This window comes from Halobaculum magnesiiphilum, from assembly GCF_019823105.1.
Lineage (GTDB): Archaea > Halobacteriota > Halobacteria > Halobacteriales > Haloferacaceae > Halobaculum > Halobaculum magnesiiphilum.
This window is the reverse complement of sequence record NZ_CP081958.1, coordinates 2,228,937-2,255,913: the sequence shown is the minus strand read 5'-3', so window position 1 is coordinate 2,255,913 and position 26,977 is coordinate 2,228,937. Positions and strand designations below refer to the sequence as shown.

The 26,977-nt window shown below is 70.5% G+C and carries 25 protein-coding genes and 1 pseudogene; 17 read left to right on the top strand and 9 right to left on the bottom strand.

Translation table 11 applies throughout. The features are described from left to right. Positions 1 to 183: 183 nt before the first annotated feature. The 3 genes from K6T50_RS11455 (at position 184) to K6T50_RS11445 (ending at position 4,689) form a co-directional block, all read left to right on the top strand. Positions 184 to 1,431, top strand: a complete 1,248-nt coding sequence (locus tag K6T50_RS11455; protein ID WP_222606723.1) for a Zn-dependent hydrolase — start codon at positions 184 to 186, stop codon at positions 1,429 to 1,431. Positions 1,432 to 1,682: 251 nt separating this feature from the next. Next, entirely contained in the window at positions 1,683 to 2,498 is an 816-nt protein-coding gene (locus K6T50_RS11450; protein WP_222606722.1) for an IclR family transcriptional regulator, read from the top strand. A 181-nt stretch (positions 2,499 to 2,679) separates the two neighbouring features. Beyond that, a complete protein-coding gene (locus K6T50_RS11445; protein WP_222606721.1) occupies positions 2,680 to 4,689 on the top strand; it encodes an archaea-specific SMC-related protein in 2,010 nt (669 codons plus the stop codon). A gap of 98 nt (positions 4,690 to 4,787) precedes the next feature. On the opposite strand, the gene rdfA is transcribed toward K6T50_RS11445, so the two are convergent. The 4 genes and pseudogenes from rdfA to K6T50_RS11425 all read right to left on the bottom strand — a co-directional run bounded on the left by rdfA (position 4,788) and on the right by K6T50_RS11425 (position 8,876). Next, positions 4,788 to 5,420 carry a rod-determining factor RdfA gene (gene rdfA, locus K6T50_RS11440; protein WP_222606720.1) on the bottom strand — a complete coding sequence of 211 codons (633 nt, stop codon included), beginning with the start codon at positions 5,418 to 5,420 and terminating at the stop codon, positions 4,788 to 4,790. Between the two features lie 1,110 nt (positions 5,421 to 6,530). Continuing rightward, positions 6,531 to 6,869 (bottom strand): annotated as a pseudogene (locus K6T50_RS11435) (glutaredoxin family protein); the annotation flags it as partial. A 52-nt stretch (positions 6,870 to 6,921) separates the two neighbouring features. Beyond that, entirely contained in the window at positions 6,922 to 7,803 is an 882-nt protein-coding gene (locus K6T50_RS11430) for an ABC transporter permease (RefSeq protein ID WP_222606719.1), read from the bottom strand. Then, on the bottom strand, positions 7,800 to 8,876 hold the full coding sequence (locus K6T50_RS11425; protein ID WP_222606718.1) for an ABC transporter ATP-binding protein: 1,077 nt from the start codon (positions 8,874 to 8,876) through the stop codon (positions 7,800 to 7,802). Before K6T50_RS11425 ends, K6T50_RS11430 begins: the two co-directional genes overlap by 4 nt. Before the next feature lie 176 nt (positions 8,877 to 9,052). Here K6T50_RS11425 and K6T50_RS11420 point away from each other — a divergent pair, with 176 nt between their 5' ends. The 3 genes from K6T50_RS11420 to K6T50_RS11410 all read left to right on the top strand — a co-directional run bounded on the left by K6T50_RS11420 (position 9,053) and on the right by K6T50_RS11410 (position 12,478). Further along, on the top strand, positions 9,053 to 10,045 hold the full coding sequence (locus K6T50_RS11420) for a hypothetical protein (RefSeq protein ID WP_222606717.1): 993 nt from the start codon (positions 9,053 to 9,055) through the stop codon (positions 10,043 to 10,045). Positions 10,046 to 10,189: 144 nt separating this feature from the next. Further along, complete coding sequence (locus K6T50_RS11415; RefSeq protein WP_222606716.1) at positions 10,190 to 11,332, top strand: GAF domain-containing sensor histidine kinase; 1,143 nt, start codon at positions 10,190 to 10,192, stop codon at positions 11,330 to 11,332. An 84-nt stretch (positions 11,333 to 11,416) separates the two neighbouring features. Then, positions 11,417 to 12,478, top strand: a complete 1,062-nt coding sequence (locus tag K6T50_RS11410) for a zinc-dependent alcohol dehydrogenase family protein (protein ID WP_222606715.1) — start codon at positions 11,417 to 11,419, stop codon at positions 12,476 to 12,478. Between the two features lie 28 nt (positions 12,479 to 12,506). Here the strand turns inward: K6T50_RS11410 and K6T50_RS11405 are convergent, their stop codons facing one another. The 3 genes from K6T50_RS11405 to K6T50_RS11395 all read right to left on the bottom strand — a co-directional run bounded on the left by K6T50_RS11405 (position 12,507) and on the right by K6T50_RS11395 (position 15,712). Then, on the bottom strand, positions 12,507 to 13,346 hold the full coding sequence (locus K6T50_RS11405; RefSeq protein ID WP_222606714.1) for an ABC transporter ATP-binding protein: 840 nt from the start codon (positions 13,344 to 13,346) through the stop codon (positions 12,507 to 12,509). Continuing rightward, the gene (locus tag K6T50_RS11400) at positions 13,343 to 14,455 is read right to left on the bottom strand and encodes a FecCD family ABC transporter permease (protein ID WP_222606713.1); all 1,113 of its coding nucleotides are present in this window, start codon (positions 14,453 to 14,455) and stop codon (positions 13,343 to 13,345) included. Before K6T50_RS11400 ends, K6T50_RS11405 begins: the two co-directional genes overlap by 4 nt. A 75-nt stretch (positions 14,456 to 14,530) precedes the next feature. Further along, a complete protein-coding gene (locus K6T50_RS11395) occupies positions 14,531 to 15,712 on the bottom strand; it encodes an ABC transporter substrate-binding protein (protein ID WP_222606712.1) in 1,182 nt (393 codons plus the stop codon). A 294-nt stretch (positions 15,713 to 16,006) separates the two neighbouring features. Here K6T50_RS11395 and K6T50_RS11390 point away from each other — a divergent pair, with 294 nt between their 5' ends. After that, the gene (locus tag K6T50_RS11390; protein WP_222606711.1) at positions 16,007 to 16,942 is read left to right on the top strand and encodes an alpha/beta hydrolase; all 936 of its coding nucleotides are present in this window, start codon (positions 16,007 to 16,009) and stop codon (positions 16,940 to 16,942) included. 42 nt (positions 16,943 to 16,984) lie between these two features. Here K6T50_RS11390 and K6T50_RS11385 read toward each other — a convergent pair whose 3' ends face one another. Further along, complete coding sequence (locus tag K6T50_RS11385) at positions 16,985 to 17,623, bottom strand: hypothetical protein (protein WP_222606710.1); 639 nt, start codon at positions 17,621 to 17,623, stop codon at positions 16,985 to 16,987. Between the two features lie 152 nt (positions 17,624 to 17,775). On the opposite strand from K6T50_RS11385, the gene K6T50_RS11380 reads away from it, so the two are divergent. The 7 genes from K6T50_RS11380 (at position 17,776) to K6T50_RS11350 (ending at position 24,887) form a co-directional block, all read left to right on the top strand. Then, on the top strand, positions 17,776 to 20,097 hold the full coding sequence (locus K6T50_RS11380) for a type II/IV secretion system ATPase subunit (protein WP_222606709.1): 2,322 nt from the start codon (positions 17,776 to 17,778) through the stop codon (positions 20,095 to 20,097). Positions 20,098 to 20,180: 83 nt separating this feature from the next. Then, a complete protein-coding gene (locus K6T50_RS11375; protein ID WP_225935419.1) occupies positions 20,181 to 22,010 on the top strand; it encodes a type II secretion system F family protein in 1,830 nt (609 codons plus the stop codon). After that, complete coding sequence (locus tag K6T50_RS11370; protein ID WP_225935311.1) at positions 22,007 to 22,783, top strand: DUF7289 family protein; 777 nt, start codon at positions 22,007 to 22,009, stop codon at positions 22,781 to 22,783. Before K6T50_RS11375 ends, K6T50_RS11370 begins: the two co-directional genes overlap by 4 nt. Continuing rightward, on the top strand, positions 22,780 to 23,268 hold the full coding sequence (locus tag K6T50_RS11365; protein WP_222606707.1) for a DUF7266 family protein: 489 nt from the start codon (positions 22,780 to 22,782) through the stop codon (positions 23,266 to 23,268). The genes K6T50_RS11370 and K6T50_RS11365 overlap by 4 nt, the downstream gene beginning before the upstream one ends. Then, a complete protein-coding gene (locus K6T50_RS11360; RefSeq protein WP_222606706.1) occupies positions 23,265 to 23,951 on the top strand; it encodes a DUF7263 family protein in 687 nt (228 codons plus the stop codon). The genes K6T50_RS11365 and K6T50_RS11360 overlap by 4 nt, the downstream gene beginning before the upstream one ends. After that, a complete protein-coding gene (locus tag K6T50_RS11355) occupies positions 23,944 to 24,360 on the top strand; it encodes a DUF7262 family protein (protein WP_222606705.1) in 417 nt (138 codons plus the stop codon). Before K6T50_RS11360 ends, K6T50_RS11355 begins: the two co-directional genes overlap by 8 nt. Then, the gene (locus K6T50_RS11350; RefSeq protein ID WP_425601406.1) at positions 24,357 to 24,887 is read left to right on the top strand and encodes a DUF7261 family protein; all 531 of its coding nucleotides are present in this window, start codon (positions 24,357 to 24,359) and stop codon (positions 24,885 to 24,887) included. The genes K6T50_RS11355 and K6T50_RS11350 overlap by 4 nt, the downstream gene beginning before the upstream one ends. Before the next feature lie 49 nt (positions 24,888 to 24,936). Here K6T50_RS11350 and K6T50_RS11345 read toward each other — a convergent pair whose 3' ends face one another. Continuing rightward, on the bottom strand, positions 24,937 to 25,725 hold the full coding sequence (locus K6T50_RS11345) for an SIR2 family NAD-dependent protein deacylase (RefSeq protein ID WP_222606703.1): 789 nt from the start codon (positions 25,723 to 25,725) through the stop codon (positions 24,937 to 24,939). A 167-nt stretch (positions 25,726 to 25,892) separates the two neighbouring features. Between K6T50_RS11345 and K6T50_RS11340 the strand changes: the two genes are divergently transcribed. The 3 genes from K6T50_RS11340 (at position 25,893) to K6T50_RS11330 (ending at position 26,855) form a co-directional block, all read left to right on the top strand. Continuing rightward, the gene (locus tag K6T50_RS11340) at positions 25,893 to 26,210 is read left to right on the top strand and encodes a hypothetical protein (RefSeq protein ID WP_222606702.1); all 318 of its coding nucleotides are present in this window, start codon (positions 25,893 to 25,895) and stop codon (positions 26,208 to 26,210) included. Between the two features lie 65 nt (positions 26,211 to 26,275). Next, complete coding sequence (locus K6T50_RS11335; RefSeq protein WP_222606701.1) at positions 26,276 to 26,551, top strand: DUF2249 domain-containing protein; 276 nt, start codon at positions 26,276 to 26,278, stop codon at positions 26,549 to 26,551. A 70-nt stretch (positions 26,552 to 26,621) separates the two neighbouring features. Further along, a complete protein-coding gene (locus K6T50_RS11330) occupies positions 26,622 to 26,855 on the top strand; it encodes a DUF2249 domain-containing protein (RefSeq protein WP_222606700.1) in 234 nt (77 codons plus the stop codon). Positions 26,856 to 26,977 lie beyond the last annotated feature (122 nt).

Here is a 26,977-nt window from a genome sequence, read left to right as displayed (position 1 = left end):
CGACGTGTCTGCGGAGACGCGATCGAAGACCGACTGTCCGTCGCCTGGCGTGTGCGGATATCGACCGACCGTCGGCGGCTCCGGTCGTCGAGGCGCACGCGAGGACGATACCGAAGCGCGAGCAGTCGTCCCGACGGGTACCGTAGAGTAATATAGCGGGCCCCGAGACTCAGAGAGTACCTCATGGAAGTCAATCGCAAGCGCCTGCGGAGCGACCTCGAGGCGACGGCCGAGTTCGGGGCGGTACCGTCGGAGGAGGGGAACGGGCGGACGGTGCTCACGGGAACGACGGCCGACCGTCGTGCTCGCGAGTTCCTGTGCGAGCGCCTTCGGGATGCCGGCTTGACCGTCCGGATCGACGGAGTCGGGAACGTCGTCGGTCGCTGGTGCCCGGAGAGCGCCGACCCCGACGCCGACGCGGTCGCGATGGGAAGCCACCTCGATTCGGTCCCCGAGGGGGGCATCTTCGACGGCCCCCTCGGCGTGTACGCCGCGCTCGAAGCGATTCGGACGCTTCAGGAGGAGGGTATCGAACCGGATCGCCCGATCGAGGTCGTCTCGTTCACCGAGGAGGAGGGGCAGCGATTCGGCGGCGGGCTCATCGGGTCGGGGGTCGCCGTCGGCGAACTCACCGTCGAGGAGGCGCTCGCGATCCGCGACGGGAACGAGGTCCCGCTCGGCGACGCGCTCGCGGACATCGGCTTTCGGAGCGACGGGCGCGTCGACGCGACCGAGTGGGACGCGTGGATCGAGATCCACATCGAGCAGTCCGAACGGCTCGTCGACGCGGGCGTTCCCGTCGGGATCGTCTCGAGTATCGTCGGGCTCACTCGGTGTCACGTCGAGATCGTCGGCGAGGCGAACCACGCCGGGTCGACGTCGATGGAGGAACGCTCGGACGCGTTGGCGGCGGCCAGCGAACTCGTGCTGGATGTCGAGGCGGCGACGGACGAGCGTCCCGGCGTCCGCGACACGGCGGTCGCGACCGTCGGCAAGCTGGACGTCTCGCCCAACGCGCCGAACGTCATCCCCGGGTCGGTCGACCTGACGATCGACGTCCGTGACGTGAGCTACGACTCGATCGAGTCGATCACGGCCGCCGCCCGCGAGAGCCTGTCCCGGTTGAAACGAGAACGGCCGGTCACGACGACCTTCGACCACGCGTGGGACCGCAGACCCGTCGAGATGAGCCCTCGACTCAGACGAACGCTCCGGGAGGCCGGCGACGCCGCGAACGTCGAGACGATGGATCTCCACTCCGGGGCGGGCCACGACACGATGCACATCGGCACCGTCACGGACGCGGCGCTGCTGTTCGCGCCGTCCGTCGACGGCGTCTCGCACAACCCGCGCGAGTGGACCGACTGGGAGGACTGTGCGACGGTGACTCGCGTCATGGCCCACGCGGTTGCATCCCTCTCCACCGAGTAACCCGAACGTCGTTCCTCGCGATCGCTGGCGTTCTCGCTGTACGAACCGACTCGGAGAGCCGAGCGAGCGGGACTGAGGTCCGTGTGTACGGCGTACCGGACGAGCCGGGCGTCGAGCGAACGCCGAGTGAACGGCGAGGGACTGGCGATCCACGGAGCGAAGCATCCGATACGAGGTACTCCTGTTGTCCGTCCGGGGCCGATGGTTTGTGAAATACAAACGACTATGTGGTCCGGACCTGATCGGTACCCATGAACAAGGACACGTCGTCCGGGTCGCCGCGGACCCTGGAGACGGTGTCGCGTGCGTTCGGGATCGTGCGGGCGCTCAAGGAACTCGACGGCGCCGGCGTCACCGAACTCGCGGACCACCTGGACATCTCCAAGAGCGTCGCGTACAACTACCTGTGTACGCTCCGGGAGGAGAAGTTCGTCGTGAAGGAGGACGACACGTACCGGCTGTCGCTGCAGTTCCTGCTCGTCGGGGAGTACGTGCGAAATCAGAACACGCTGTATCGGATCGGCAAGTCGCATCTGGACACCCTCGCCGAGGAGACCGGGGAGTTCGCCCACCTGGCGACCGAACAGCACGGGTTGAGCGTGAACCTCTACAAGGTAAGCGGCGAGAAGGCGGTGGGTACCAGCTACCAGGTGAACAAACTCCAGCGGGCCGACTACCTCCACTTCTCGGCCACGGGGAAGGCGATACTCGCCCATCTCCCGCGGGAACGCGTGGAGTGGATCGTCGACCAGTACGGGCTCCCGGGGAAGACCGACGAGACGATCACCGACCCCGAGGAGCTGTTCGACGAGTTGGAGACCGTGCGCGAGCGAGGATACGCACTCAACGACCAAGAGGAGATCAAGGGATTGCAGGCGATCGGCGCCCCGATCCGCAACCGACACGGTCGCGTCCTCGGCTCGGTGAGCGTCTCGGGACCGGTCCAGCGAATGCAGAACCCCGAGTACCACGACGAGATCGTCGAACAGGTGGTCAACACCGCCAACATTATCGAGGTCAACGTGAACATGGGCGAGACGGAGGACGACTTCCCGACGTTCAGTTGAGCGCCCCCGAGATCTCAGCGAACACGTTCCGTCCATCGGCTCGGCCCGTTGCATCCGCCGCCCTCCCAGTGACCGTCGCCCATCCCCCACCGTGTTTCGGGAGTGTTCACGAACGAGGTAGTAACACAGACATACGCTCGTGTGAGAAACACGTATGTCGATCCCTCGGTTGCGGACACGTATGTCAACGCAAGTCGTTCCGGATCAGATCACCGTCGAGGTGACGGACGTCGGCGGGATCCGTGAGACGACCGTCGACCTGACGAACGGCGTGAACGCGCTGGTCGGCGAGAACGCGACGAACAGGAGTTCCTTCCTGCGGGCGCTCATCTCCGGGATGGGCTCGTCCGTGGGAACGGTCCGTCGAGGGGCGGCCGAGGGGCAGGTCACGATCGAGATGGACGGGGAAACGTACACGCGGACCGTCAGCAGGGAGGGGAGCCGGGACGTGTGGAGCGGATCGGGGGTCCTCAGCGACACGGAGCGCGTTCGGTCCGCGGAACTATTCGCGTTCCTCCTGGAGGACAACGAGATCCGACGGACCGTCGAGCGGGGCGGCGACCTCTACGATCTCCTGTTGCAACCGGTCGACCGTGACGCGCTCGCCGAGCGTGAGGCCGAACTCAGGGAGCGGCGCGACGCCCTCCGGGACGAACTCGACACCATCGAGGAAGCCAAACGGACGCTCGTCGGACTGGAGGCGGACCGGAACCGACTGGAGACCGAGATCGAGGAGCTGACCGCCGAACGCGATCGGCTCGCGGAGCGGGTCGAGGAGCTCGAGAAGCGGGTTTCGGATCCCGGGGAGGAGTCCGACGTCGTGGCCGAGCTCGAGGAGGAGCTGACGGAGGCCGAGAGCACCCTTCGAAGTCGCAAGCGAACGCTCCGATCCATCGAGAACAGCCTGTCCGCCGCCCGGGCGTCCCTGGACGACCTGGCCGTCCCCGACATCGACATCGAGGAGACGCGAGCCGAACGGGACGACCTCGCCGGCGAACTCCGCGAGCTCCGGAACAGGCGGTCGCGGGTCAGGACGAACATCGACAAACTGGACGCCGTTATCGATGCCCACGACGAACTCCGCTCGGGAGACCTCGCCGGTGAGGCGATCGTCGGATCGCTCGGTCTCGACGCCGGCGAGATCCCGGACGGGCCACTCGCGAACGGTCCCTCCCCGGGGGAGGGGATCGACATCGAGTCCTCGTTGGTCGGCGACGAGACGGACGAACGGACGCAGTGCAGCGTCTGCGGGAGCACGGTCGGGCTCGATCAGTTGGAGCGGCTCAGGGTCCAGCTCTCCTCGCTGAGAACCCAGCTCGAAGGGAAGCGGGACGAACTGGACGAGGAGATCGAGCGCCTGGAGTCCCGACGCAGCGTCGTCGTCGACCAGATCAGCAGGTACGAGTCGAAGCGCGCACGGAGGGAGACGCTGGAGGCGGAGATCGAAACCGACCAGCGGCGGCTCGAATCCAAGCGCGAGGAGGTCGAGGAAGCGAGGGCCACCGTCGAGGAGAAGAAGGAGGCGTTGGCCGAGATCGAAGAGCAGATGGCCGAACGCGGGGGTGACGAGGTCGAGGAGCTGACCGACGCCAAAGCCGACCTGCGGGAAACCCGGTCCGCGCTCGGTGACAAGCGGGAGGAACTCGACGCGGTCACCGACAGGATCGAGACGAACGCCGAGACGGTGGACGCGCAGGCGGAGGTCGAGGAAGCCCTCGACGAGGTGACGACGGAGCTGGACGAGGTCAAGAACCAGATCGAGAACCGGGAGCGTGAGCTGGAGGCGAGGTTCAACGACCGAGTCGACGAGGTCCTCGACCTCCTCGAATACGAGAACGTCGACGGGATCCGGCTCGAGCGGCTGGACGAGGAGTTCCGACTCCGGGTCAGCCGGGAGACGGACCGGGGGAAGACGGTGCGCGACACCGTCGACACCCTCTCGGAATCCGAGCGCGAGGTCGTCGGGATGGTCACGGCCCTCACCGGCTATCTCGTCCACGACATCGGCGACATCTCGCCGGTGGTCGTCCTGGACTCCGTGGAGATGATCGACTCCGCCCGGATCGCCCGACTCCTGGACTACGTCGAGGAGCGGACCGACTACCTCGTCGCGGCCCTCCTTCCGGCCCACTCCCGGCACCTCGACTCCGTCACGGGAACGGTCAACACGGTCGAGTACCCGAGACCGTAGCGCCGCTCCCGTCCGGGCTGGCGAGTCGGACCCGTCCGACCGCGTGGGTCGCGGGACGAACCGTTACGAATCGGCACGGCGGGTCCGAACGACGGGTCTCACGCCGGATCCGTACAGTTGGGACAGCCACCGGCCTGGATCCACTCGCGGTGAACGCACGTGTGCTCGCACTCGGAACACTTCACACGGAGTCGAACGGATACCTCCGCGTCCGGAACCTCCCCCTCCCGGTTCCGAGCGAGCTGGGAGAGCGTCGAGTCGCTCACCCGTTCGACGCGAGAGAGGAGCTTGTCGATCCGTTCTTGCCCGCGCTGGGGAGTCAGCGGCTCGCGCGTGTTCCCGCCCTCGACCTCCTTGTCCTCGGTGAGCCAGGCGTAGACGGACCGCCAGTGGGGGAGGTCCTCGGCGAGGTCGTCGACGGGAAAGCCACTGTCCCTGAGCGCCTCGAGCACGCGCTCCTGGTGTTCGTCCGGGTCGTCGGCGTCGATCGCGTCGTACACCGTCTCCGGGTCCGGGACCAACCCGTCGAAGCTGACATCGTGGTCCTCCATCGCACGCTCGACCACCCGCACGTTGAACCACCGAGCGAGTTCCCGGATCGTGAACTGCTCCTCGCCGGTACCGGTCCACCGGTTGACGAGCTGGACCTCCAAGTGGTCCAGATCGTACGTTCGCATGACACGAACGATCTTCCGCTCCTTCTGATGGCCGCTCAGATCGGACTCAGTCATGCCGTCGTTCCTCCCGAACGGACCGGAGTCGGTCACGTCCGTCAGCCCTCGAACCGGCGCCCTCGGGGGTAACTGGCTCCCGAGAGGATAGGTCACTACTGCGCACGCGTTGCTGCAACGGAGTAGAGGCATATATGAGTTGACCTTCGCGCGACGCGACCCGCAAGGAGCCGTCGATGTCGTCCCGGCCACGTCCCGAGACGGCGGTACCTGTCCTCGAGGTCGGGGGCCACCAGGACCATTCGCGATCGGATCGGACGCAATTCCCCAAACAGCTATAAGCTGTGTGACGTAGGTGACTGCACTGGAGACCACGAACTGTCACACGACATCGATCGGATCGACCCGGTGGTGTGGAGGAGGTCGGAAACGAGACGAGTCGGCGACGTTCGAAGTCGGCTCGGTTCGACAGAACCATCAATTTTAGAGAATACATTGGAATATGATGATTTCTCGCAGGCGCTCACGGAACGCTGTTCGGAACCGTAGTAGACGACCGACCCACAGCCCGCTCGCAACGCAGTCTCGGTCACGGTGGCGTGCCTCCCCCGCGATCAGGAGCCGGCGATCCTGACTGCGTGCCACTGTCGAACCGAAACGAACGCGTTCCCGGATTTCCGGCCAGCAGCGACCAGTACACCAGAGGCGCCACAGCGTCTACAGAACTTCGTGAGGAACACGACCGCCCGATACGCTGTGACCCCGATCGATCACGCCCGGAATCTCGCGGCGGCAGTCGGTCGATCAGGGCTCCGACCTCGGCCGGACCGCTGTGAGAATCGAACCGCCATTAGTATGTTTGAATACATATAATATAATATACCAACCAGATTTTTGGTACTACTTCGTGCACCGGTCAATGACCGCCGAAACGTGATGCGGGCCTCGACAGCCCGTCGAACTCGCGGGCGAACCGCGACGCGAGTAGCAAACGAGCAGTTCACGGAAGCGCGTGGGAGGTCCGCGCTGGACAAGCCGAGTTCGCGAGAAAACAGAGAGCGCCGAGTCCAGAACGTACCCGAGTTAGAACGGCGCGTCCGGTCCGTCGGACACGTCGGCCGCGGTGTCGGCGACGCCCGCGTCGGCGTCGCCCGCGGCCGCACCGTCGGCGTCGAGCGTCTCGGCGAGCTCGCCGCGCTCCTCCAGCTCCGCGAGGATGTCGCTGCCGCCGACGAACTCGCCGTCGACGAACGTCTGCGGGATGGTCTCCCAGCCGCTCTCGGCCTCCAACGCCTCGCGGAAGGCGTCGAGGTTCTCGAGCGTGTTCACCGTCGCCACGTCGTCGCGGTACTGGCCGATCAGTCCGATCGCGCGCTTCGAGTAGCCACACTGTGGCATTCGCGCGTCGCCCTTCATGAACAGCACCACCTCGTTGTCGGCGATCGCGTCGGTCACGCGCTCGTGGGCCTCCTCGGCGTCGATCCCCTGGTTTGTCGGGTCGAAGGTCACAGTGTCTCCCGTATCGGCCCGACCGTGTTAGGGGTTGCGCCGAGGGCGGCCGTCAGTAGTCGCCGAGCACGCCGAGCCGCCGCGCCCGCCGGGTCGCGTAATGGAAGACGACGTAGCCGGCCGCGAGGTAGCCGACGGCGACGGCGACGAGCAGCGCCAGGTCCGCGAGCGGGAACTCCCACAGGCGGACGCCGTCGACCATCGCCCGCTGGAGCATCGCGCTCCCGTGGGCCAACGGCAGCGCCCGCAGCCACGGCTGGTCGAGCACCGGCGCGGAGACGAGCACGACGAAGCCGAACTGGAGGAGGTTCAGCCAGTTGCCGACCCGCTTGTACAACACGGTCACCCCGCCGGCGGCGAACCCCAACCCGAGCACGGAGACGATCGCCAGCCCCGCGACGACGACGACCGTCACCGGCGCGAGCGCCAGCGTCGTGTCGGTCACGACGAGCATCACCGCGAGGATCACCGCGGAGGTGAGGAACGTCCGAACCACCTTCGCGACGCCCTTGAGCAGGGCCACGGGGGCGAACCCGAACGGCGTCGTGACGTGCCGCTCCAGGGTCCCCCACTGGACCTCGCTGCCGATGTCGTTGGACACCGAGGAGTACGCGCCGACCGCGAGCGTCCACAGGAAGTAGCCGACGACGATCCCCGAGAGCGAGTCGGCGAGCGCCTGCCCCGCCAGGAGCCGCCCGCCGAAGAACAACAGCCCGAAGAACACGAGCGAGACGACGATGCCGCCGATCGCGTTCGCCGGATAGCGGACGAAGATCAGGAACTCCCGGTAGAGGACCGCCCGCGCGAGATCGAGGTACGTCGCCGGCCGCGGGTCGTCGCCGGTCGAGGCGCCGTCCCTGGCGACGGCGGCGCCCGCGGATGTCTCGTTCGAGGGCCCGTTCGAGGATCCGTCCGCGGCGTCGGCGGTCGTCACTGCGCACCTCCGCCGTCGCCGGCGACGCCCGCCCGCCGTCGCTCGCGCGGGCGGTCGCCGTTCGGTTCGACCTCGCTCGAATCGTCGGGCTTCGCATCGGTCAGTCGGACGAACACGTCCTCCAGACTGGGCTCGACGGTGTCGACGCGGTCGAGCGTCACGTCGGCCGCGCGCAGCGCGTCGAAGAGGTCGTACACCGCGTCGCCGTCGGTGTTGACCTCCAGGGTGGGCGGCTCCGCGCTCGCGTCCGCGTCGGCGACGGCGAACCGGTCGCGCAGGTCGGCGACCGTCGCCGGCGAGAGGTCGTCGCTCGCGACCCGCACGCGGTAGTCGTCGACGGCGCCGAGCAGCCGCTCGACGGCGTCGTCGGCGACGATCGACCCCTCGGACATGACGACCACGCGGTCGCAGACGTCCTCGATGACGCGCATGTCGTGGCTGCTCACGACGACCGTGAGGTCCTCCTCCTCGGCGAGCCGGCGGATCTCCCGCCGCAGCGTCCGCGACCCCTCCACGTCGAGCCCGAGCGTCGGCTCGTCGAGGAACACCAGCTTCGCCCCGCCCGCGAGCACGCTCGCCAGCGACACCTTCTGTTTCATCCCCCGCGACAGCTCCCGGACCGGCGTGTCCGCCCTGTCGGCCAGGTCGAGCCGGTCGAGCAGTCGCTCGTGCCTGCCGGCGACCGAGTCGGGGGCGACGCCGCCGATGGTCGCGAAGTAGCGGAGGTTCTCCCGGACGGTCAAACGCCAGTAGTCGTTCCGGGCACCCTCCAGCATCGCGTCCACGTCAGCGTAGGCGGCCCGTCGCCCGTCGGCGGCGTCGCGGCCGAGCACGCGGACGGTGCCCTCGTCGGGAATGACGGTCCCGAGGACCGACTTGATCAGCGTCGTCTTCCCGGCGCCGTTGGGGCCGAGCAGTCCGACGACCGACCCCCGGTCGACCGAAAAAGAGACGTCGTCGACGGCGCGGACGGCGTCCTCCCCGGAGCCGAAGCGCTTGGAGAGTCCCTCGACGGAGAACGCTGGCGTCGCGTCCGGATCGTGGTCGCGTCCGTCCCCTGTCGTCGGTGCCATCGGCCGGAATAGTCGTGCACGGCTGATAAGGGGTGCGGCGGCGATGGTGGCGGTGGTGGCGGTGGTGGCGGTGGTGACGATGGCGGCGTCACCGGCGGTGTCGACGGCGGCGTCAGCGACGACGACACGGACGAGTCGACAGAAGGTTTATTCGGGTTCTGTCTGACGTGTGAGCGATGTCCCTCCACGACGACCTCGACGCTCGCAGCGCCCTTCCCGCCGCGCTCGGTTCCGCAGCGCTGGTCGCGTTCGCGTTCGTCGCGTTCGGGTGGCTCCGGCTGTCCTCGCGGAGCGGAACCCCCGCCGGCGACCCCGTCGCGATCCTCGGCGCCCTCCTGATCCAGGCGGCCGTAGCCACCGTGACGTTCGCCCCGTTCCTGCTGGCCGTCGTCGGCGTGGTCGCTCGGCCGACCCCCCGCGTCGTCGCCGGCGGGGCCGCCCTCGTCTACGGGGTCGACCTTCTGGTCACCGTCGGGACGACGCTGGCGACCGGGTTCCCGGGCTCGGTCGGCCCCCTCGTGCTCGTCGTCCCGCTGTCGACGGTCGTGAGCCTCCTCGCGATCGCGGTCGCCGTGTGGCTCGCCTACCACGGCGGCTACGAACGACTCGCCGCGGCTGCCGAAGGCGCCGACCGACACCCGCTGTTCGCCAACCTCCCGAAGAAATCCCTCGGCCCGGGGCTGTCTGTCAAGCGGGGCCTCGTCGCGGCGGGGCTGGCGGCGCTCGTCGGTGCCGGCGGTCTGGTGGCGGCGAACGGCCTCGGGGACCTGCTCCGAGCGGCCACACGCGCGGGCGCCGGCGGATCGGTTTCGGTCACGGTCACGGGGGCGTGGGCCCGGAACGTGGGGATCCCGCCGTCGCAGTTCCCGGTCGAGTGGCTGTCGGAGGCGTCGTTCCTCCTCGCGGTGCTGTTCGTCGCCGGGCCGCGCGTCGCCGCCCGCGATCTCGGCAAGGGGATCGCCGTCATCGTGGGCGTGCAGTCCGCGACGGTGCTCGTGCCCGCGTTCGTTGCCTCGGCCCGCCCGCTCGACCTCTGGGCGCCCTCGGGTCCGCTACTGGCGCCGCTGGGCGACGTGTTCCTGTTCGTCGGCATCGCCGTCGCCGTGCGGTTGGCGCTCCACGGCGACGGACCCGTCCGGACACCCACCGGGGGAGCCGTCGACGGGTAGCTGTCGCGAAGAGGAGGACAGACACGAGACCGCTCGCCTTTCCGTCGACGATCTGCGGATCGTCACCCGAGATCCGAACACAGCCGACGATACTGGAGCGACCACCGCCAACAGTTATCCATCGCGTGACGGTAGCCACGCACAATGACCGAGCTATCCGACCGAGAGGACATCTCCGATCTGGGGGCGGTCCGGCGGATGTACCGCATCACCGCCGACTACGAGCGGTCGTTCGACACGAAGGTGTCCGACCTGCTGGAACTCGGTCGGGCGTATCTGGGGGTTCAAGCCGGGTTCCTCACGGAGATCTCCGACGACGAGCAGGTCATCGTCAACGCCGTCGGCGACCACCCGCTGTTACAGCCGGGGGAGTCGTGTCCACTCGACAAGACGTACTGCCGACGGACGCTGTCGCACGACGACTCGCTCACCGTCCAACACGCCGAAGTCGAGGGCTGGGAGGAAGACTCCGCCTACCAGCAGTTCGGGCTGGAGTCGTACATCGGGGCCAAGGTGATCGTCGACGACGAGATCTACGGGACGTTCTGTTTCGCCGATACCGAGCCGCGCGAGCGCCCCTTCAGCGACGCGGAGTCGACGTTCGTGGAGTTGATGGCCGAGTGGGTGAGCTACGAACTGTTTCAGAAGCAGGCGACCGAACGCATTCAACGGCAGCGCGACCAGTTGGAGGAGTTCGCAAAGGTCGTTTCACACGACCTTCGGAACCCGCTCAGCGTCGTCCAGGGGTATCTGGATCTCGCGGAGGAGACCGGAGACCCCGACCACTACGATCGGTGTCGGGACGCCCTCGACCGGATGGAGACGCTGATCGAGGACCTGCTGGTGTTGGCCCGGGAGGGCGAGTCGATCGACGAGACGGAGGCCGTCGACGTGGGCGAGGCGGCGAGCGACTGCTGGTCGTTCGTCGCGACCGCGGACGCGACGCTGACCGTGGAGATCGACCGCCGGATCACCGCCGACGGCACCCGGCTCCAGCAGCTGTTCGAGAACCTCTTTCGCAACGCGATCGAACACGGCGGCGACGACGTCGCCATCCGGGTCGGCGAGTTGGCCGACGGGTCGGGCTTCTTCGTCGCGGACGACGGCCCGGGGATCACGCCGGCCGACCGCGAGCGGGTCCTCGATCACGGCTACTCGACGGCGGATGACGGGACCGGGTTCGGACTCACGATCGTCACGCAGATCGCCGACGCCCACGGCTGGGACGTGACGGTGACCGAGAGCGACGACGGCGGCGCCCGGTTCGAGATCGCGGGGGTCGACTGATCCGCGTCGCTGTCGGCAGCCAGGTCAGTATCGGTCCGATCGGGCAGGAACAACTATGTCAATTGTTACCAACGATCAGCCGTCATGCGAGCAGCAGTCCTACGGGAGCACGGGGAACCGCTCGACGTAACCGAGGTCGACGACCCGGAACCCGACCCGAAGGGCGTGGTCGTCGAGGTCGAGGCGTGCGGGATCTGTCGGTCGGACTGGCACGGCTGGCAGGGCGACTGGGACTGGCTGGGCATCCAGCCCCAGCCGGGCCAGATCCTCGGCCACGAGCCGGCGGGGCGCGTCGCCGCCGTCGGCGAGGACGTGACGACCTTCGCCGAGGGCGACCACGTCGCGGTGCCGTTCAACCTCGGCGACGGCACGTGCATGCAGTGCCGGACCGGCCACGGGAACACCTGCGAGAACCCGATGCCGCTGGGGTTCGTCGAGCCGGTTCCCGGCGCGTTCGCCGAGCTGGTCCACGTGCCCGCGGCCGACCACAACCTCGTCCACCTCCCCGACGGCGTGGGCTCCGTCGACATGGCGGGGCTGGGCTGCCGCTTCATGACGGCCTTCCACGGGCTGGCCCACCGGGCGCCCATCGAGGCGGGCGACTGGGTCGCCGTCCACGGCGTCGGCGGGGTCGGCCTCTCGGCGGTCCACGTCGCCGACGCCCTCGGCGCGAACGTCGTCGCCGTCGACCTCGACGACCAGAAGCTCTCGACGGCCGAGGAGCTGGGCGCCGCCGAGACGGTCAACGCCGGCGACACCGACGACGTGCCGGGGGCGGTGCAGGCGCTCGCGGGCGGCGGCTGTCACGTCTCCGTCGACGCGCTCGGCATCGCCGAGACGTGCCGCAACTCGGTGCGCAGCCTCGGCACGCGGGGGACGCACGTCCAGATCGGCCTCACCACCGCCGAGGAGGAGGGGATGGTCGGCCTCCCCACCGACGCGATGGTGATGCAGGAGATCGAGTTCGTCGGCTCGCTGGGGCTGCCGCCGACGCGCTACGACGAGATCTTCCGGATGGTCGCCCGCGACAACCTCGATCCCAGCGCCGTCGTCAGCGAGACGGTGACGCTGGACGACGTGAACGACAAGCTGTCCGCGATGACCGACTTCGGGACCGAGGGGATCCCGGTGATCGACGAGTTCTGACGTCGAACGTCGTCTCCGGGGGCGCAGGTCATCGCGACCCAGTCACCGAATCGGCCGGCCCGATCGGCGTGATCCGCGGGCCGAAGCGTCCGGGTTCGACCTCGGCCTCGATGCCGAACACCTCCGCGAGCAGATCCGGCTCCAGCACCGACGCTGGCGGGCCGGCCGCGTGGACGTCCCCCTGTCGGAGGACGACCATCTCGTCCGCGTAGCGGGCGGCCTGCTCGATGTCGTGAAGGACGAGCACGACCGTCGTCTCGTCGTCCTCGCGCAGCGTCCGCACCACGTCCATCACGGCGAGTTGGTGGCGCAGGTCGAGGAACGTCGTCGGCTCGTCCAGGAGGAGCACGTCGGCGTCCTGTGCCAGCACCATCGCGACCCACGCGAGCCGGCGCTGGCCGCCGCTGAGGTCCGCCAGCGGCCGGTCGCGCAGGCGGTCGATGCCGACGAGCCGCAGGGCGCGGTCGACCGCCGTAACGTCCGCGTCGTCGACCGTGTCGAGGAACCCCCGGTGGGGATAGCGGCCGTGATAGGCTAACTCCTCGACGGTTATTCCGTCGGGTGCGGTCGGCTCCTGTGGAAGCCGAGCGAGTTCGCGGGCGCGCTCCCGGTCCCCGTAGTCGTCGAGCGGCCGACCCCGGAGCGTCACGGTCCCCGACCGGGGCGCGAGCCGCCCGGCGAGCCCGCGCAGCAGCGTGCTCTTGCCGCTCCCGTTCGGTCCGACGAGCGCGGTGACCCGGCCTTCGGGGAACGCGTGGGTCGCACCGTCGATCACCGGAGTGTCCGACTCGGGGTAGCGCAACACGAGGTCCTCGGCGGCGAGGACGTCGTCGCCGGCGGGTCGGTCGGTGTCGCGTGTGTCGGTCATTGGAACCCTCCGAAGTCGCCGTGTTTGCGCATGAGATACAGGAAGTACGGGCCACCGAGGAGCCCGGTGACGATGCCGACGGGGATCTGCGCGGGCGAGAGCGCGAGCCGGGCGCCGGCGTCGGCGGCGAGCAGCAGCGCCGGGCCGGCGAAGACGCAGCCGACGAGTAGGCGCTTGTGGTCGGTGCCGACGCTCCGGCGGACGATGTGCGGGACGACGAGGCCGACGAAGCCGACGATCCCCGCGGCGGCGACGCTCGCTGCCGCCGCCAGCACCGCGACGCTCGAGAGAAGGAATCGAACGCGCTCGACCGAAAGCCCGAGCGAGGCGGCCGTCTCCTCGCCAAGCGTCAGGACGTTCAGCTCGCGGGCGCCCAGCAGCGACGCCCCGACCGCGGCGACTGACCACGGGAGCAGCATTCGCACCTGTGCCCAGTCTGTTCCCACGAGCGAGCCGGTCGTCCACGCGACGACGCTCTGGACGAGCCCGATGTCCTCGATGAGCAGGAACAGCCCCGTCTGCACCGAGCCGAAGACGCTGGAGACGATGACGCCCGCGAGCACCAGCCGCACCGGGTTGGTGCCGCCCTGCCACGCGATGGCGTACACGAGCAGGAACGCGACCCCGCCACCGACGGCCGCGAACAGCGGGAGCAGCGGGAGCAGCCCGGTGAACACGACGACCGTGAGCAACACCGCGAGGCCGGCACCCGAGGAGACGCCGAGGACGAACGGGCTCGCGAGCTCGTTGCGGGTGATCGCCTGGAGGACGGCCCCCGAGACGGCGAGGTTCGCACCCACGAGCAGCGCCACGAGCACGCGCGGGAGCCGGATCGTCCACACGACGAGCGTCGCCGTCCCGTAGTCCGGTACCCTCCCCCCGAGCAGGAACGCCCGCCAGGCTGCCGCGCTGAGCAGCACCTCGGGGTCAGCCAGCGCCCGCCACGCGCCCAGCGGGGAAACCGGATACGCGCCGAAGCTCAGTTGCAGCGTCGCCGCGACGACGACGACGGCGACGCTGCCGACGGCGACGCCGACGAGCTGCCGGTTCACCCACGCGAGCCGCCGGTCGGCGGCCGTCCCCGTCTCCCCGCGGGTCTCACCGGCCATCGCGACACCCCGGCGGTCGCGGGGGTCGTCCGTCACGCGAGCGCGTTCGCCTTCGCGTCCGCGGACGGCCGCGGCTCATCCGTCGCCCGTGACGATCCCCGCGACGCGGTCGCGGTCGAACAGCTCCTCGTCGCCGAACTCGTCGGGATAGGCCACCTGCGCGGCGTGCTCGGTCTGGAACAGCGAGACCATCGGGCCCTGGTAGTTGATGCCGCCGGCATGGACACGGCCGTTCTCGACGGCGGTCACGTCGCGGGCGACCGGGTGGTCGCGCATGAACCCCAGCGTGAACTCCCGGAACGACTCGTCGTCGAGCACGAAGTCGTCCGCGAACTGGGTCTCCATGACGATCACTTCGGGGTCGAGCCGCGCGATCGTCTCGTAGTCGATACGGACGCCCCACTCGGGGATCCCGCTGTCCGTCAGGGCGTCCTCGACCTCGACGACCTGCCACTGGAGATCCGAGACGGAGTCGTCCATGTACTGTGGGAAAAAGGAGTTCGGCGGGATCCCTTGGGGTCGCAGGAGCAACACCTCCGTGCGCTCCTCGGGCAGCCGCGAGCGGATCGTCTCGGCCAGCTCCGAGCGTACCTGCTCGATCCGCTCGTAGCGGTCGCGCCGGCCGAACAGCGCCGCGACGTTGCCGAACGCCTCCGACAGCGTCGGATACCGGTACGTGTGCCACGCGTCCTGCTGTTCGCGGATGTAGTTGCCGAAGAACGGGCCGACGTTCGTCGCGATCTCCTCGATGTCGGCCTCCGTCCATCCGAAGGTGTTCACCATCCACACCGGGTCGATGACGTGGAGGTCCGCGTCGGCGGCGTAGAACGACTCCTTGGGCATCCGCGTGCCCCGCGACAGCACCGGATACTGGCTCTTGTCGAACGAGACGCCCGGCAGCTCCTCGTAGTACCCGGTGTAGTACCGCCGCGGCGAGCCGATCGCCGCGAGCCGGTCGGCCAGCCCGAGCGCGACGCCGATGTCGCAGTAGATGCCGGCGTTGGCGGCCCACGTCTCCGGGGGCTCGTCGAACGAGAGACAGCCCACCGGCTCCATACACGCCTCGTACGCCGGTTCGGGGGTCGCCGTCTCCGTCTCCGTTCGGGGATTCGCCGTGGTCCCGGTCGTCGGCGCCGCGGCCGTGTCGCCACTGGCGTTCGGTCCGCCGCTCGTGCCGCCGCAGCCGGCGAGCCCGACGGTCGCCGCGCCGCCAAGGGCCGCGAGCAACTGTCGCCGCGTCCGTTCGCTCCCGGTCACTGTCCGGATTAGCGGTCCCGACCGCGGGGTGTGGGTCGTTGTCTCATGGTCGAAACAACGGACGGGCTCCACGAATATATGTCTAGCCCGGCGGGGAACCGGCACCTCCGGCGTCGTGGACGTCGCCACCGGACGGACGGGGCGGCCGAGACGGTCAGCGGGGTGGGGCGGTCAGGCCGATCGAGCCGGTCGGGACGCTCGGGCCGGTCGAGCCGGTTGAGGTGGTCGGGGTGTCGGGGCTTGGCGGTCGGGTTCCCACCGAGGATTTAGTATCCGCCGTGCGAAGCTGTCCCAGTGCACGCCGACGAGATCGATCCGCAGGCCCGGGCGGCCGTCGAGCGACAGAGCCGGATCCCGCTCCCGCACAGTCGGTACGGGCTGAAGCTCCTCCGGCTCGTCACTCGACCCGTCACGTGGGTACAGAACCGGAACCCGCCGGAAGTCGGCGCTGTCGTCGATCGGTCGATTCCCGGCCCCGCCGGCGACCTCGACGTCCGCCTCTACCTCCCGGACAGCGAGGGCCCGCACCCGACCGTCGTGTTCTTCCACGGCGGCGGGTTCGTTCTCGGGAGCCTCGGGACGCACGACTGGCTGTGTCGCCATCTCACGACCGAGAGCGGCTGTGCCGTCTGTGCCGTCGACTACCGCCTCGCCCCGGAGCATCCCTTCCCGGCGGCCGTCGAGGACGCGTACGCCGCCGTCGAGTGGGTCGCCGCGCACCCGGACGCGGTCCGGGGGACCGGAACCGTCGCGGTCGCGGGCGACTCCGCCGGCGGGACCCTCGCGGCCGTCGTCGCCCTCATGGCCGCAGAGCGTGACGGCCCCGAGATCGCCCACCAGTCGCTCCTGTACCCCGGCGTCGGGATCGACCCGGACCTGCCCTCGATGCGCGACCACGCGGGGATCGTCCTCGACGAGGCCGACATCGAGTGGTTCGGCGACTGCTACTACGGGAACGACATCCACCGCCGCAACCCGTACGCCGACCCGACGAACGCGGGCGACCTCTCGGGCGTCGCCGCCGCGACCGTCGTCACCGCGGGGTTCGACCCCCTTCGCGACGGCGGCCGGGCGTACGCCGAACAACTCGTCCGCGACGGCATCTCCACGCGCTACCTGAACTACGAGGACATGGTTCACGGCTTCATGACGATGCGGGGCGTCGATCGAACCCACGAGGCGATCGCGACGGTCGCCGACGAGGTCGCGAACGCGGTCGCCGACGGGTGACTCCCGACGCCGACCGGCACGTCGACGCCGACGCCGGGACGGTCAGCAGGCGCCGCCACCGGCGCCCGCCGCCGCGCCGGCACCCGCACAGCTGGCTGCGCTCGCGCTCGCGGCCGCCGCGGCGGCCGTCCCGCCGACCACGACCGCGGCGTCGTCGCTCCGGCTGTAATCGACCGGTTCGCCCCACGCAACCGGGGCGACCTCGTCGTCGATGTCGTCGGCCGCCTCGACGGCCGCGCGGAGGTCCGCGACCGCAACCCCCGCGTCGGTCGCGAAGCGGTCGACGAGATCCGTCGTGAGCAACACTCGCCGACACGTCTCGGCTTCGAACAGTTCGTCCCCGTCGAACGTGAACTGCACGTCGTAGTGGCGGACGAACACGTCCTCGAACGGCTCGCGCATCGCGGCGGCGGCCTCGCCGACGAGGTCCCACACGAGGTCGCGGTCCGGCTCCTCGACGCCCTCGCCGAGCGAGAACCGCGCGACCGGGACGACGACCGGCTCGCCGTCCGGTCCCTCGTTGACGACCGCGACGGCGGTGACGCCGCAGTCCTCGACCGGGTGGCCGGCGCGGTCGACGGCGTCGCGAAGCGCCTCGTCGGCGGTTCCCTGACGCGATTCGAGGTCGACCTGTTCGTCGGGCGTGTCGGCTCCGAGCAGTCGCTCCAACAGGGAGGGCATCGGGTGGTGGGTCGATAGGTAGGAACTTCGGTGTTCCGGCCGCAGCCAGCGTTATCAGGGCGCGATCCGGGTCGCAGTCGTGTTATCTCCTTCCACTCACCCATTAATTTTCGATGTAAAATACTAAATACCATATCGAATCACAAGCCGTAATGACCGATCCGACGGGCGATCGGCCGACCGTGCCGGCGCCCGAACCGCCCGGATCTGCCGACGCGTGGTATGCGCCGGACGTGCGGGCGCAGTACGAGTCGTATCCGGGCGTCGTCGCCACCGTCCGCGAGCGGCGCGGCGCCGCGGGCAGCGAGTTCAGCTACGAGACGCGCGAGCCGAGCCTCGGCGCCGCCGGCGATCGGGCGGTCGCCGCCGTCGCCGACCGCTTCGACGCGGGCCAGCACCGCCGGCCGCTCACCCGCGCGGGCGCCGTCGAACGCGCCGACGCCGGCTTCGAGCCGAAGTACGAGCGCGCGCTCGACAGGCTCGTCGAGGCGACGCCCGCGCTGCGCCGGCGCGTCGACTACCACACGCTCCGGGAGTTTCGCCTGCTCGGGCGGGTGACGCCGATGGCGCTCGACGACCGCGTCGAGGTCGCCGACGTGAACGGCGAGGACGGCCGCGTCGTCGTCCACACGAGCGACTTCGCGCCGGCCGTCACCGACGTGCCCGTGAACGCGTTGTACGTCGGTCGCGTCGCCAGCGAGCGCCTCCGGACCTACGAGGTCGGTTTCGAGGGGTTCGCCGTCGAGGTCGCGGTGTACCGCGACCGGCTGCTCGGCGACGACCGCTTCGCGACGAAGTACGCCGTCCGCGAGCCGCCGCTGCTCCCCGGCGACGAGGAGCTGATCGCCGAGTGCAAGGAACGCGTCTGGGAGACGACCGCGACGGAGGTCGTCGAGGACCGCGCGGCGTTCGTGCGCGAGCGAGCCCGCCGGTTCCTCTCGCGCCGGCTCACCGCCCGGGACACCCGCGCGTGGCTCGATGCGACCGGCTACCGGGTACGGTCGGCCCTCGCCGAGTACGACCTGGCGGTGCCGCCGGTCGACTCGCGATACGCGCCCGACCGGCTCGCGGACCTCGTGTACTACGTGCTGCGCGATTACGTCGGCCAGGGCGTCCTCACGGTACCGCTGCGGGATCCGCACCTGGAGGACGTGGAGGCCAACCGCGTCGGCGAGCGCGTGAAGGTCGTTCCGCGGGTCGGGCTGGACGCCGACGGCCGCGTGCCGACGAACCTCAGCTTCGACTCGGAGACCGAGTTCGTCAACGTCGTCACCCAACTCGCCGCCCTCGACGGGACGGAGCTGAACGCCTCCAACCCCAGCGCGAAGGTGAACGTCGACCTCGACGGCGTCCCCGACACGATCCGCTGTGCGGTCGCGCTCCCGGTCATCTCGGACGGCGGTCCGCACCTGTCGGTTCGAAAGCAGTCGAGCGATCCCCACACGCCGGTCGATCTGTTGAACTCGGGGACGCTCCCGACGGAGCTGGTCACGCTCCTGTGGATGCTGTACGAGCACCGCGGCGTCGTTCTGTTCTCCGGAGCGACGGGCGTCGGGAAGACGACGCTGCTGAACGCGCACACCCCGTTCATTCCGTTCGACGCGCGGCCCGTCTCCATCGACGAGGGGAGCCGCGAGGTGCTGCTTCCCCACGAGACGGGTATCTCGCTGACGACCCGCGAGCACGAGAACGAGTTCAAACGCGTCACGATGGCGGACCTGATGACCGAGACGAACTACCTGAACCCCGATGTGGAGGTCATCGCCGAGGTGAACACGCCGGCGTCGTTCGAGACGTTCGCCGAGAGCCTCAACACCGGCCACGGCGTGCTCGGCACGACCCACGCCGACGACGTGGACGCGCTCGTCAACCGGGTCATCGAGCAGGGCCTTCCGCCGTACCTCCTCGGGGAGATCGACCTCGTCGTGTTCCCCCACAACGCCGACGGCGATCGCTACGTCAGCGAGGCGATCGAGATCGGCGTCGACGGCGCATTCGACGACTGCGCGGGGGCGAACGGCGTCGTCGAGAAGGACGGCGCCGCGGTCGGCTGGAACCGCGTCCTCGACCGCGACCCGGACGGCGACTTCTCGTTCGCGTACGACCACCCGGAACTCGGCGACGCGACGCGGCGCCTCGACCATCGGGTGTTCCACGGCATCGCCGACCGGACCGACCGGACCGTCGAGGCCGTCGAGCGGGAGTTCCATCGGAAACACCGCTACGTCCGGTATCTCGTCCGCGAGGGCGTGACCGACGTCGAGGAGACGTTCGACTTCCTCGCGGACCTGCGCACCGACGAGGCGGCGACCGTCGAGCGCGTCCGTCGCGAGACGGCCGCCCGCGACGACGAGGACGCGCCCGCCGCCGGCGCCCAGGACACCGCGACCGACGGCGGCCGTCGTCGCGGTCCCGAACGGTCGAGCGGGGCGTTCGGGCCGGCGAGCGAACGCACGAGAGGGAATCGCCGATGAACGATCCGACTGCCGACGGCGCGTCAGTGGGCGCACCCGAGCGGTCCTCCGGCCTCCGTGTCGGGGGCGAGGGCGACCTCTCGATGCTCGATCGGGCGCTGTACACGCTGTTCTCGCGCCACGCCGACGCTCGCCGTCACGCGGCCGACCGGAAGCGGTACCGCGGGGCGGCGATGTCGACGAGCTTCGACGTGTACGTCGCGCGGGCGTACGGGCTCTCGTGGGTCGCGTGCGTGCTCACGGTCGGCTGGATGTTCGTGATCGTCTCCGCCGCTCCCTCACCGTTCGCGGCAGTCGTCACGGCGGCGATTCCGGGTCGCATCGGGGTCGGAGCGATACCGTCGCCGTACGTCGCCGCCGCGGTCGCCGGCCTCGCCGGGGCCGCCGTCAAGCACGCGACGGTCAAGCTGGCCGGCGCTCGACTCCGGTGGCGCACGAGGGCGCGACGAAACGGGATCGAGCGGACGCTCCCGGGGGCAGCGCGGTTTCTCACCGCGCTGTCGTCGGGGAGCGACGGCCCGCGGGCGATGCTGCGGCGCGTCGGGGACAACGACGCCTACGGCGAGACCGCCGTCTCGATCCGCGCGGCGCTCACGACCGCCTCCCTCACCGGAAGCCTGAACGAGGGGATCGGCCGCGTCGCCCGCGACACGCCCTCGCGTGACGCGCTCGCGCCGTTCCTGTTGAAGTTCCGCGAGCACGCCGCCCAGGGCGACGACGCGCTGACCGGGTATCTCACGCTGGAGTCGCGGATGCTCGGCCATCGCAGCGAGCAGACGCGCGAGCGCAACGCCGACGTGATGGAACTCGTCGCGGAGCTGTTCGTGGTGCTTCTCGTCCTCCCGGCGCTGCTCGTCATCGTCCTCACGGTGATGAGCGTGCTCACACCGGGGCTTTCCGCGGGGATCGCGACCCCGCTCGGAACGACCACCGCGCGGGCGATCGCAGTGTACGGCGCCGCCGGCGCGGTCGTCGTCTTCGGCGCCGCCGCGGCCGCGTTCGTCTCAGACCTCCGACCGACCGACCAACGGGCGAGCTACGCACCCCCGCGCGACCCGCCGGCGTTGGTGCGGTCGGTCCCGACGAACCCCGCGAGCGCGGCCGTCGCGCTCGCGCCGCTGGGAGTCGTCTCGTTCGGCGGCCTCCTCGCGACCGGCGTCGACCCCGTGAACGCCGCGCTGCTCGGCTACGCGACCTACGCGGTCCCCGTCGGCGGGATCGCGCTCCGCCGCGGCCGGATAGACGACGCGAAAGACCGGGAGATCAGCGACTTCGTCCACGCCGTCGCCGGTCGCGTCGCCCTCGGCGAGCCGCTTGCCGCGGCGGTCGACCACGCCGCTCGGAACGTCGACCTCGGCCGGCTGAACCCGGACGTGTCGGACCTGGCGTTCGCGCTCGGTATCGGCGGCGGCCGGGAAGAGGACGTCCAAACCGGGGCGCTTCGACGCTTCACCGAGCGCGTCGGCACCCCCCTTGCGGCCCAGACGATCGGGCTCGTCTCCGGCGCGCTCGACGCCGGCAGCGACGCGGACGCGGTGTTCGAGACGCTTCAGGCCGAAGTCGGCCGACTCTATCACGAGAAGCGTGCGCTCCGGGCCAACATGTTCGTCTACGTCGCCGTCGGGTGGACGACCGCGCTGCTGGTCGTTGGGATCGTCGTCGCGGTGAACCTCACCGTGCTCGACGGGTTCTCCGATCTCGCGTCGCTGTCGGCCGGCGGCGGCGCGCTGGACCCGACCGCCGTCGACCCCGAGCGCGACCGCCGCCGCTTCTACGTCGTCGCGCAGGCGACGGTGTTCGCCTCGGGGCTGTTCGCCGGCGCCGCCGGCCGCGGCGGCTACGCGATGCTCCTCCACTCCGGTTCGCTCGTGGTCGTGTGTTACGCCGTCTTCGCGGTCGCGGGGTTGCTGTGATCCCTCGCAACCGCGACGGCGACGACGAGTCCGTCGGCGCCGACGGACGCGACGGCCGCGACGCCGAGCACGACCGCCGCGCCCAGTCACACGTCATCGGCATCGCGCTGCTGCTCGGCATCACGGCGGTCTCGATGGCCGGCCTCACGGCGACCGTCGGAACCGTCGTGGAGTCGAACACCGCGGGCGTCGACGCCGGCCGGGTGTCGGCGGATCTGGACGCCGCGCTCGCGCCCGTCGAGGTCACCGGTCACCACCGCGGCACGGTCTCCTACAGCGACGGCCGCCTGCACACCGTGAACCGGACGGTCCGGATCCTGAACGAGAGCGGCGAGGTCCGACGCGTGGAGGCCGGCGGCGTCGTCTGGTCGAGCCACGGCCACCGCGTCGCGTTCGTCGGCGGCGCGGTCGTCCGGGGGCCGCCGGGCAACGCCGTCATGGACGCCGACCCGCCGCTTGCGACTTCGGCCGGAACGACGGTCGTCGGCGTCGCCGACCTCGGCGACGCGCGCTTCTCGTACGCCGGCGGCGGGCGGGTTCCCCTGTCGACGCGCGTGCGCCACGACCGCAGCGCCTACGGCGACGGCGAGTGGCGGATCGCCGTCGAGACCGCGACGCCCCGCCCGTGGCGGTCGTTCTTCGAGGAACGCGGCGCAGTCACGACCGTTCGCGACCTCGACGGCGACGGCGTCGACAGCGTCGTCGCGCGGTTACCCGGCTCCCGTGAGCTGTACCTCGTAGTGCACAGCCTCGACGCGGAGGCGGGACGATGACCGGACGCCGCCCGATCGACGCGTCCGCCCGGTCCGACGGCCGTCGCGAACGCGCGGTGACGCCGGTCGTCTCGAAGACCCTGGAGATCGGGCTCGTCGTGCTGTTCGTCGGCGGTCTGTCGACGGCGCTGTTCGGCGGTGCGGTTCCGGATTACCGCGACGCCGCGGCCGACCGCGTGGCCGACCGGGCGCTCGCCGGCGCCGCGACGGAGATCGAAATCGCCGTCCCGCCCCGCGCATCGTCGGTTCGGGTCGAACGCCGCGTCGACATCCCGGCGACGATCCGCGGCACGGGGTACCGGATCGTCGCCGCCGACGGGGCCGTCCGGCTCGACCACCCGAACCCGTCGGTCGGCGGATCGCTGCGGCTCGCGCTCCCGGACCGCGTCGCGTCCGTGAGCGGGGCGTGGCGAAGCGGAGCGGAGACGGTGGTCACGGTCGCCGGCGGGGACGGACGGCTTTCGATCGAGTTGGTGAGTCGATGACCCGGCAGAAGGGGACGGGAGGCGACCGAACGCACCGCCGCGGGCAGGCGAACCTCGCGGCGCTCGTCGCGGCGTTGATCGTCCTCACGGCGACGATCGGCGTGACGCTCGGGCTCGCCGAGGGAGCCCTCGCCGGCGCCGACCGCCAGCCGGGCGAGCGCCGCGCGGCCGTCGCGGTGGCCGAACGCTTGACGGCCGCCGACTCGCCAGCGACGCGGCGGGAGAACGTCCTGAACGCCAGCGCGCTCGATTCGCTCGCTCCCGAGGAACTGGCCGCGCTCGCGCCGCCGCTGACGGATGCCGCGTTCGTCGTTCGGGTCGACGGTCGGGCGGTGGTCCGGCGGGGCGATCCGACCGACGGCGTCTCCTTCCGTCGGATCGTCCTCGTCTCGGCGACCGAGGAACGCGCCCGCGAGGTCGACGCCGCGGGGGCAGTGACGCTCCCGCGCCGGACCGACCGCGTCCGGCTCGCGTTCGACGAGGCGGACGTGGAAACGGTCCGCGCGAACGGCCGGATCGTCCTCCACCGTCCGGGCGGGCTCCGCGGCACGGAGACGGTTCCGGTCAGCCGGGCGGAGACGCTCACGCTCTCGTTCGACGCGAACGCGACCGGGACCGTCGGGGTGATATCGACCCCGGAGCGCACCCGCAAGGCGACGCTGGAGGTGACGGTCGATGCCTGATGGGACGGATCGCGCCCAGCTCTCGCTCCCGATCCTCGAGGCCGCCGTCGGCGTCGCGTTCCTGCTGGCGGTCGCGGCCTCGTTCGGGCTGGCGCTGCCCGAGCCGGGGACCGCGGAGGCGCAACTCGACGCGTACGCCGACGACGCCGGCACCGTGCTCGCGGAGGAGCCGCCACGACACGCCGGCGGCACGCGACTCGACGAGGTGAGCCGGTCGCCGGCGGCGTTCGAGCGCGAGCGGGGGGCGTTGCGCGAGCGGGTGCGTCGCATCCTCGGCGACAACCTCCTGTTTCGCGTGGAGACGCCCCACGGCGCGGTGGGCTTCGAGCGCCCGAACGGGGTAGCGACCGGTCGCGCGTCGATCACGACGGCCGGCGGGGAGGTGGTGCTGTGGGTGTGGTACGTATGAACGGCGGCGACGGGGACCGCGACCGCGCGCAGTTGGTGCTGCTGGCGGCGGCCGTCGCAGCGGCGGCGCTGGTGCCGATGGCGCTGGCGTATCTCACGCTGGGCGCTCACCCCGACGTGGCCGCGACCGCCGAACGCGACACCCCGGGCGAGGACGCGCTGCGCGCGCTCGATCGGGCGGCGACCAACGCCTCGACCGCGGTCGACCGCACCCCGTGGAGCGAACGCGAGCGGACGGTCGCGGCGTTCGACGCGGCGATCGCGACCGACGTGCGCGGGATCGAGACCGCCCGGCTCTCGGAGACGGTCGCCGTGGACGTGACGCGAAACGCGACCGCGGCGTCGACGTGGACGGGTGCGAACTGCCCGCGAGGTCCCAACCGCGCGTTCGGCGACTGTGAGGCGATCGACGGCGTCGTCGTCCAGGAGCGCGCCGGCGAGGCGACCCTCCTCGCGGTCGGGTTCGACGTGCGGGTGACCGAGCCCGAGGGATCTTCGGAACTGACGGTCGTCCTGGGGACGTGGTGACCGAACGGCGACCGTGTCACTGGCGCCCCACTCGATCGCCTCCTCGCTCTCAATCGGCGTCCAGCCGCGCCGCGAGCGCGGGCAACACGTCCGTCACGTCGGCACGCAAGCGGATGTCCGCCCGTCCGTCGGCCCGCGTCGACGCGAGGTTGACGATCGCCAGCGTCCCGCCCGCGGCGGCCCGCCTCGGGAGCGATGCGGCCGGCTCGACCTCCAGGGACGACCCGATCGCGAGGAAGACGTCGCTGTCGGCCGCGAACGCCCGTGCCCGCTGAAACGTGCTGCGGGGGAGCGACTCGCCGAACAGCACCACGTCCGGTTTCAGCGGGCCGCCGCAGTCCGGGCACGTCGGCGGGAGGGCCTCGTCGTCGCCGGCCTCGACCGCCGTCCGGACCCGCTCGTGAACGGGCTCGGCGGGCCGCGTCGCCCCGCAGTCGACGCAGGCGACCCGCGCGGCGTTGCCGTGGAGTTCGAGGACCGTCTCCGACCCGGCGGCCGCGTGGAACCCGTCGGTGTTCTGCGTGACGACCGCGTCGAGCCGGCCGGCGGCCTCCAGCGACGCCAGCGCCTCGTGCGCCGAGTTGGGCTCGACACCGTCCGGGAAGAGCCGGTCGTGGAGGTCGACGCGGTCCCGCCAGAACCCCGCGGGATCACGGCGAAGGCGACCGATACGGAAGTCTTCGGGGTCGAACTCGTCGCCCCAGACGCCGTCCTCGCCGCGGAAGGTGGGCACGCCCGAGGGCGCGGAGATCCCCGCGCCCGTCAGCGCGACCGCCGTCTCCGCGTCCGCCAGCGCCGACGCGAGCTCCGCGAGCGCGGCTTCGTCCACGTCGTCCATACGGGATCCTCGGGTCGCGGGAGGTAAAGACGGTATCCTCGGACCGCGGGAGCGAAAACCGGACGCCGGGCAGAACGCCGTCCCGACCGTCCCGGGTTCCACTCGCGTACCCGCCCGGAACCGTCGGCAGGGATTTGTCCCCGTGGAGTGGATCGACAGGTCGTTCCATGGTCTCCGACGAGACGGCACGGGCGCTGTGGGGGTGGACGCTGGCGGAACTGGCAGGCGTCGCGGCGCTGTTCGTGCTCGTGGCCGCCGGCCTGTTCGGCGACGGCTCGTTCCTCGCGTCCGCGTCGCGGCCGCTCAGGTTGGCGCTCCTTGCCTTCCTCGCGGTCGAGTTGGCGATCCCGCTCCTGATATATCTCGACATGCGCCGGCTCCCCGACCCGCCCGACGGGATCTGGGTCCACGCCGCGGCGATGCCGGTCGTGAACGTCCTCGGCGCACTCGCGTATCTGGAGCGTCGGAAGCGACGACACGAGTGACCGGCCGCCTCGATACGAACATCATCGGGCGAACGCCCACCGTTCTCCCGACCGAAGTCGGGGGTATGACACGCACGCGAGACGCCTCCGATCCGACCGAGGAGGACGCACACGGGGCGTCCGACGATGACACCCACGTCCTCGACGTCCGTGAGATCGACGAGCCGCCGTTCGACCCGATCGTGGACGCGCTGGCGGACCTGGGACGCGACGAGACGCTGGTGATCGTGAACGGATTCGAGCCCGAGCCGCTGTATGCGGAACTCGACCGGCGGGGGTTCACCCACCGGACCACGCACGTGAGCGAGGACGAGTGGCACGTCGCCGTCGAGCACGCGTGACCGATCCCGGGGCGGGTCCGAAGACGTTCGGGGCGAGGGCTACCCCGCTTGCGGCCCCAGGGACGATCGCATGCCTGCCGAAACGATCGACATCCGAGACATCCCGCCGGCGAAGCGCCATCCGACCATCCACGACGCGTTCGCCGAGCTCGACGCCGGCGAGTCGCTGGAGCTGATCAACGACCACGACCCGCAGCCGCTGTTCTACGAGTTCGACGCCGAGGTCGACGACTTCGACGCCGACGGCTACGAGGTCGAACAGCGCGGCCCCGGCGAGTTCGTCGCACGGCTCCCCAAGGAGTAGCGTCGCCGGGGCGCTCTCCCCCGTCCGCTCGCTCTTCCCGTCCCGTCCCGCTCGTCCGCCAGTCTCCGCCTTCTCCCGGCGTCGAGGCGAACCATAGCGCGTTTCCCGATCCGCGGTGACGG